A 7,933-nucleotide genomic window follows, 5' to 3' on the forward strand; every position below is an offset into this window, starting at 1 on the left:
AAAGAGAGGATCCTAAGTCAACTGTGTTTTCCGCGATTTTTGTGAAAAGCCGTTCCTTCACGAATCGCACTTATTCTATTTCCCATGGGGAGACTCCCTATTGGAGAAAGAAGAATCCACCCCTCTGATTACGCTTGGCGAGCAACAAGAACAGCCATTTCCAACCAGAGAGAAAAATCTTCCGGAGTTGGACGTAATTCTTCAAGAAGCCTGAATAAAGTTTCGAGGGCGTTCTTGACGATTGAGTTTTCTTCCAAGCCCCCCATCCCCGCAATGGGATACCCCAGAGGGAGACCAACGACCAAAAACAGAGGGCCCTTCCCCCCAAGGAAGTTTTTCTCCCACATTCGGAAACCGTTGTCCAAGAGGGGGGCGGATACAGTCCCCGAGGTTCCCCTCGAAGAGGGCAGAACCGAAACACCTTGAGGGAGAACTCCCAAACGGACCAATACGCCCTGAGCCTCTTCATCCCCCGCTGACAAAAGGAGCTGAGGCGTCGACACCCCTTGCTTCACAGCCAACGCGGTGGCTTCTGCCTGGGCCTCAAGTAAACGATTTAGATTGGGAAGGTCTGGGCCCGCAAGGACCCGTAAAAACACCGGAGTGGAATGACTCTTGCCCTCAACCAAACGTTGTCCTGATCCAACCGCCCCTATAATTCGAAGAGCAGAGGCGATATCCGGGGGAGGAATATCCCCCTCAGAAAAGAGTGTGGCCAATGCGTTTTTCATTTCTTCCTTTCCGCGTGAAAGGTGGATTCCCCCTCCCACCTCACGAAGGGCACGAATCCCTCGGGAATCTATAGATTCGATATCCAAAGAAACAGGACGAGGCATCCATTCATTAAAGTTCCGGACAGCATCCATCTCAACAAATTCACGCCGGTCATGCGCAGCGACTGCCACGGAATAGAGAACCCCAGCGCTACCGGGAGTAAGAATCGGGTCTTGGTTGACAGGTTCTGAAAGAGATTCAAAAAAGATTAAAGCACGGGGAAAAAATATTCGATGGATAGTGTTCACTACAGCGTGTGTCACAAAGAAAAAAACGAGAGCGCTTTGGATAGAGAATCCTCCCAGCCATGGGATAACGCTCACCACCACTATAAAAAATGCTGTTCTGACGTTAGGCAGAGCCCGCTCCCGATGGGGTCCCAACAGGTCCAACAAATGCCCACCCGCAAACCCAGCGAGAACTGAATATTCAAAGAGAGAAGAGATGGGGGCCAATTCTCCAGTCGACAGGGCCCAAACAACCGAAACAATACCCCCAAAAAGCAATGACAAGACCCCTTCGGTTAAAAATGCATACTGATGCCACTGTAATTCTGTCATCCGCCAGGACTCAGGGAGCGAGCGGTTCCATAAATCCCGTAACCAAAACATCATTCCCCCTGCTCGGTTATAATTCACCCCCCCCCCATTCCCATTCTTGGTTTCTCGACTATGGCTGTCCAAAATTCCCAGGCCGGATAAGGCGTCCTGATTAACAGGATCTATTCGCCTCGATTCTTCGTAGGCAACCCGAGAGTCCTGCAAACGACCAGCCTCCCGCTGGAAATTGCCAAGAGTATTTAAAGCAATCGTGTGACGGGAATCCCCCACGAGAAGATCAACCGCACCGATCACACGATTTATTTCTTCAAGCCATCCAGCAATTTTATCCTCTTCAGACGAAAATCGTTGTGCCAATAAGGCCAAGGCTGGCTCAATAAAAAGTCTTCTCAGACGCGCCAACTCCGGCGTTTCACCAATCAAATCCCTGGATCGGTAGCGCTCGATGATGCCGCCAATCTCTTTCATTCCCTTCTCCCCCACAATGGATTGCCACGCATGAGGAGCCTTTGCCAGGGCATGAAACGCATGGTCGACCTGCTCATAGGCCCTTACCACATCCCCCGTTTGGAAAAAATTAATCGCCGTCCCCATCCGAGGTAGCGACTGAACAGCGCTTTCAAGAACAGGAACGAACTGATCCGCCATGACTCTATCCCACTCAAAACGTTCAATTACTTTTCTTTGAAGAGTTCCGAGGTCTCGAGGGGAGTGGCGTTCCAGATACACGAGAATACGATCCGCAATAACTTTCGGGCTTTCCTCAATGGAAAACAATGGACTCCCACCCTTCCCCAGGGTTTCGAGATGGGGGTCCAGGCTTGTGGCGGCCACCACGGTACGAACCGCGGCAGCTTCTATTGCCGGCATCCCAAAAGATTCCATACGTGACGGCATCAGCAAAACGTCAGAGAGGGCAACGACATCCACCACATACTGTCGATGTTCACGAAAACCTTCAATTTTCGTTGCATCCAGAAATACCACGTGCCTTTCGACAACGTGTCGAAGAGAATTTTCAAGCCAATCCGCAGCGGCCACTCCCCTATTCGCACGAGTCTCTTTTACTAATTCTGCAAAAGAACTTACGCCTGGAATCATCAGAATCAGTTTCGTCTTAAGCCGCCGGCGGGCCACCGCTTCTGTAATTTGGAGCGCTTTAGGAATGTCCTTATTCCAGTCCACGCGAGTGGGAAGGACCATCACCACGTCTTGATTAAAAAGCCCTTGTTGACTAAAATCACTCGCTGCCTCCGACGATAATGTATCCGGGTTGTAAGGCCAAAGGGCGGGATTGATGACCTGAAAGGGAGGGGCCCGCGGGTAACTTTGAGAAATGACTTCTCGATAGGCCTTACTCACGGTGACATAGGTCACCTGAGGCCAATCAAGCGTCGGATTCATCAGGCTGTAAGGATAGTGGGGCTCTTCTCGTTCCATGGCATTATGCACAAAAATGATGAAATGTTTTTCAGGATGCCTAGCCATATAGCGATGGAGCGAAGAGGTCAAAGCAATATTGTTAGGGACCGACATGACGTTATGAAGCACCACAATATCCTCTTGTGCAAAAACGCGTTCCAAATGTTGAGCGATTTCCCCTTCCTCCATTTTCGCTAATCCTTCAAGGGGAACAAAATCTAACCGAGGAACTGAATCAAATTCATTGGACCTATTTCCCGCCACAACACGCACGTGAATTCCCATGCGAGCCAACCAGCGGGCTTGCTCAGTCATCACGATATCAACTCCACTCACACGGGGAGGGGCCGTATAATGAAGAAAAGCGACTCGAATCCCACCCGGAGGACCCCGCGCAGAAATATCTTCCAGAAGTTTAAGATACCGAGGAATTCGCGTGCGCCGATCCCCCCGAAAAAGCCGGGCGTCTTCTTTCAGCAACTGCCATTTTTCAATTAACCGCGAAGGGAGCCGCACCCTTTTATTGAGGCGTTGCCATACCCCGTCTTTCTCTGGATCTGTCCGAAGGGTGCGCGTCTTCCTTTGTAAAATCCCCATAGCCTCTCGGACCAAAGGATCAAGCGGGAAAGCACTGGCACTCCACAATTGAATTGGAACAGCGGGCTGCCCTGCCCTTGAGCCTTCGCTCCCATGAATGAGATCGACCGGCAACATTGCCCCATCTTCCTGCAAAGCCCAGGTCCAAACTTCGGAAAGAGCCAGGGGCCCCAAGACGTTTCGAAGCGAGAGAAAATCTCCAAACATCTGAAGAATTTTTTCCCGATCAGATGCTTTTTCGGCCACTTTTAACTGACGTGCCCATCCCAAACCAAGAGAGGCTGTGACCCACCCCCACACAACGGATCCATGATAAGATCTCTGGTCCAATGATCGCCATAAATGTTCATCATCTGTTAAGACAGGATGGGAAATTAATGGGCCTGCCTCAGTCCCAAGTCCAATAGGATAGGGGCGGGTCCAAAACTGCAACAACCTTCTCGTGTCCGAAATCGAAAGATTTTGATCCACCAATGAAAAAACCTCATCGGAATTGACAATAGGAACCGGGCGAACCCTATCATCCAATGCGATCGCTGTAAACGAAAACCCATTTTTCAGCCAAGAGGGATCCCCATCCCCGCCGACAAAATCTTGGACACTTATCCCAGGCGCTAGTAAACGGCGACCCAGTCGGCGTCGATCCTCAAATGAATGCCCCCCCCAGGCTAGATACCGAGAAAGACGCTGACGCACGTCCTCCTTACTTAGGTGGACCTGAAAATGTTCGTGGGCTGTGGCCCACGCGTCCCGCGCACTTCCAAGAATGGCTCGCTCCGTCAAGGCCGCTCTTATGCTAGGCCAATTCTTTTCCTCGAGTCTGTCTCTCACATGCGGGTTATTTCGACCCAGAAAATCAAAAACTTCGTCAAGCGCAGCCAAGGCTCTTGGGATCAAGAAAGCATTGATATCCGCGGGATATTTTCCCCACCCGAGTGCCGGGGGAGAATCTCGCCAGTTCCCGATGGACTCTTGCCCTTTCGCATCCGGCTGAAGCCGAATTAAATTCCGCGCTAAAGAATGAAACCCAGGAAGTAGCTTCAATTCTTCTAAGGAGTGGCCAGGGTGAAGATCTCGAAAAGACTGAAATGCCTTAACGTAGGGTTGTGTTAGATTCAGAAGGAGATGAGCATGAGCCAAAATCGAATCAAGATTCGACTCTCCCCGTTCGTTTTGGATGGAAAGGAAGCGCTGTCTTTCAGTTGGCCCCATTTCACGAAGGAACTTTGCCAACAATCCTGTAAAGAGGGCATTCCCATCCAAAACATGGTATTCGAATGCTTGGCGAGGGCCAGACAAGACGCGAGAAAGAAGATCCGCAGCGGACTTAGAATTACCCCGATCCGCAAGATGGTTAAACTCAACTACAGTTTCATGAAACAACAACTCTCCTTGTCGCTCATCGCTGACCGCCACCCACCCATCCATCAAGGGGACTCCTTCAATGGCAAATTTCCCCAAATGGTTCAGGACGCTCTGAATAACAACTTTCTTCGCCTCTGTTGTTAACGCTGGCCACATCAGGCGCGCCGCCACTAAGGTGTCCCGTCCAAAATAGGACGGATACATCCAAGATCCCGCCAAAAGTTTATTTTCATAGACCAGTGCGGCAAACCGGACGGCTGATTCGCGGAAGAAAGGATCCCTGTTCATGACACGGAGCGCCTTCGCAGAAAATATTTTATGAAACGGCATGGGGATCAGAGGTTCGACGTCTGAATCTATTCGCAAACGAATTTCGACCGATTGAATCCCCTCCACAAGCAAATTCCCTTCAGGCGTCAGGGTCGCGTGACACGTGTCGGGGATATCAATGCCCAATCGATAATGATTTCGGCCGTCAAAGGTCGTTTTGAGAATTTCGACTTGTTGAAGCTTCCCCTGCACGTCCACCTGGCTGCGGATCCGAGGAATAATGACTTCCTCAAAAGGAGACGACATCAATTTTTCAATGGAAGCGAATTCCTTTGACGGGAGATTCTTCACATAATCCACGAATTTTTTTTCTTCCTCACCAATGTTGTGTCCATAATAAAGAGCCATTCGGAGAGAAACGACATTGAGCATCAGGGTGTGGGCTAGATCCAGAGTTATTGTCTTCTGATCTTTTGCCAGAAGGGCTATTTCCACACCACGAAACCCACCTTCTCTTTGAACGGGGGAAAGGGAAAGGATATTCCAAATCCATGGTTTTTCGGCTCGAGCAGGGAGAGCAACCGCTGCTTGAGCAGCGGGAAGTTCGATAACAATTCGTTGATCCTCTTGAGGAGAAGCCGAGACCTCCACATGAGCAGAAACTTTCTGTTGAGGATCGCGAATAACCGAGTGCCGCCACTCACCAACGTAAACAGACAAACGTTCGATGGTCCCCTCGACAGCCATGGACACCCCCATGGCTGGGACGGGACTCAAAAGATTAAATAACGCATGGGAACCCATTCCAGACAAGACGCCTTGATAAAACAGCAGTTCGATCAATCGGACCGCATCAATAGACGATCCACTCCCCAAGGACAGGAGAACGGCTACTACCGTTCCCAAACCGAATAACCAATAGCCCTTTTCTACGATTCCCTTGTATTCTGAAAGGGAAACCCCATATTTCAAAGCCAATGAATCTGGATGACGATCCAGAAAAAACTTGCGAGTCCCCCAGAGACCACCAAAACCCGTAGCGAACGCCACAGGGATCGCCCAGGGGGAATGAACTCCCATGATTAAAAAGGCCAATATAGTGGCCGAAACTGCCGGTAAAACAAACAGCTGTTCCCGAAATAACTCGACAGGATTAAGTGCCCTTTTCTTTGATTCGGCCAAAAACGTCATTCCATTGTCGGGCAATGGTTTTACCTGAACAACGTATTCCCATCCGCGAGAAAACTGTATACGAAGAATCGCCCCCCCGCGAGCCAAATCCTGAACGATATCCGTCACTTTTTTATAGACTTTTGGCCCCGCCAATCGCGAAAATCCTTCCCGAACAGGGAACCCGGACAGGATCCCAGCAGCCACTATTTTCGCAGGGGCTTCGAGTTCTGTAATTGTTTCTTCCACCGGGTTCGGAGCCAAGAAAAGCTTTTCCCCAGCGAACAAATGGCTCAATGGGGTTTTCCCTTGACTAAAAACAGAAAGGGAGGAGGCTCCCTCCGGCGTATCAATTTTTTCGATGCGCGGGACAAAATTTGCTACTGCAAAACCAGCCTGGGTTAAGCGTTTAGAAATTCCTTCTGAATGAAATCCCCCTGTGATCAAGACGGGGATTTGAGGGACATGAGACAACGTTACTGGGTGCGAACCTATCGATGAGAGAAGATTGGTCACCATCGTTTCGTTTCGGGCGTCTGCAAACCGATAGAAATTTTCAAAAGTGATTAATTCCTGGAGGGGGAAACCAGACAATAAATGTTCGCCTTTGACAATCTGATATTCTTCCCATTCTTCAGGGGTCAGACTAAATTCAACTAATTTGGACGTTAAATGAATGAATCTATCCTGCCGGTAAAGGGTGTGTTCTTCCTTTGTTGAAGCCAATTGCGCGTAAACGTCTTTTTCGGCCTGAGCAACAGCCCTATAGAGATCGTCTGTTGAAATCCCATCGGCAAGGAGGACATAACGGACATAGTGATCCATATATGGAAACTTAGAGAGGGGGACCCCAGCCTTGAAACAAACGTTTGCTAAGAAACGATAAAAATCCGCGGAACTGATGCGCCCAAGACGGACCTCAACACAAGCTGTCTCTAATGCGCGTAATTGTTCTGGGAGAAGAGTAGAGGTTAATTGATTTAAAAGAATCGCCCGTTCCCTTTCTATTTCAGAAATATTTAAACTTGTTTCCATATCTAAAACCCGTAAAAAATCAAAGATGGCTGGGTCTGATTTTTTTAAACTAAAAGAGACAAGCGCTTTCAAGTAATCTCCGAACCGACCTCCTTCTCTATAGGATGAAACGATTTGGTCAAAGCCTCTCAGTTCCTTTCCATAAGTTTTTCCCTTTTGCAAAGCAATATTTTCACTGAAACGATCAACCACTGCACGGATTTCTGTTAAACGAGGCATGGATTCCCGGTAAGAGTCAATGTTCTTTTCATAAAGAGGAATGCTTTCAATCCCTAGGAAATCGGGCATCTTTCCCGGCCCCGTTAAAGCGGCGTGAATAGGTCCAGAAATTTTATTTTCACTCAGGAGGGAGTCGGCAACAAGACGAACACTTTTTTGATCTGAAAAAGAACGAAAACGTTCGAGGTCGATAATTCTGTCCGTTCCTTCCAACCCAAAGAAACTAACATCTTTTCGTGATCCAAGAACCCCAATAGTGTCGGAAATGTTTTTTTGGGCATCCGGATTCATATGAACATCTTGTATGTACAAAACCATTCCTTTAAATTCATTCCCCAAGGGGAAGACAACCTTCCGGAGAGTCCCAGCGGAATGAGGCAAGGCACTAAGAAAAGTAACCTGGGAAGAAGACAACTTTTTTGGAAACTTGGACAATGTTTTTGTAATCGGGGCAGATGGGAATGCGTTCAATTTCACACTCGGGAAAGATTCAAACCTTCCCAGAGGTTCCGCTCCCGGGA

Annotated in this window: 1 protein-coding gene; it reads right to left on the bottom strand. The window is 48.9% G+C overall.

The window, feature by feature from the left end; genetic code table 11:
- Positions 1-128: 128 nt before the first annotated feature.
- Positions 129-7,703, bottom strand: a complete 7,575-nt coding sequence (locus JNK54_00380; GenBank protein ID MBL8022724.1) for a glycosyltransferase — start codon at positions 7,701-7,703, stop codon at positions 129-131.
- Positions 7,704-7,933: the final 230 nt, after the last annotated feature.

The organism is Elusimicrobiota bacterium (assembly GCA_016788905.1).
Lineage (GTDB): Bacteria > Elusimicrobiota > Elusimicrobia > FEN-1173 > FEN-1173 > JADKHR01.

Bases quoted from the DNA above. Each gene is read 5' to 3' on its own strand.
- JNK54_00380 (MBL8022724.1), bottom strand. From the start codon at position 7,703: ATGAATCCGGATGCCCAAAAAAACATTTCCGACACTATTGGGGTTCTT.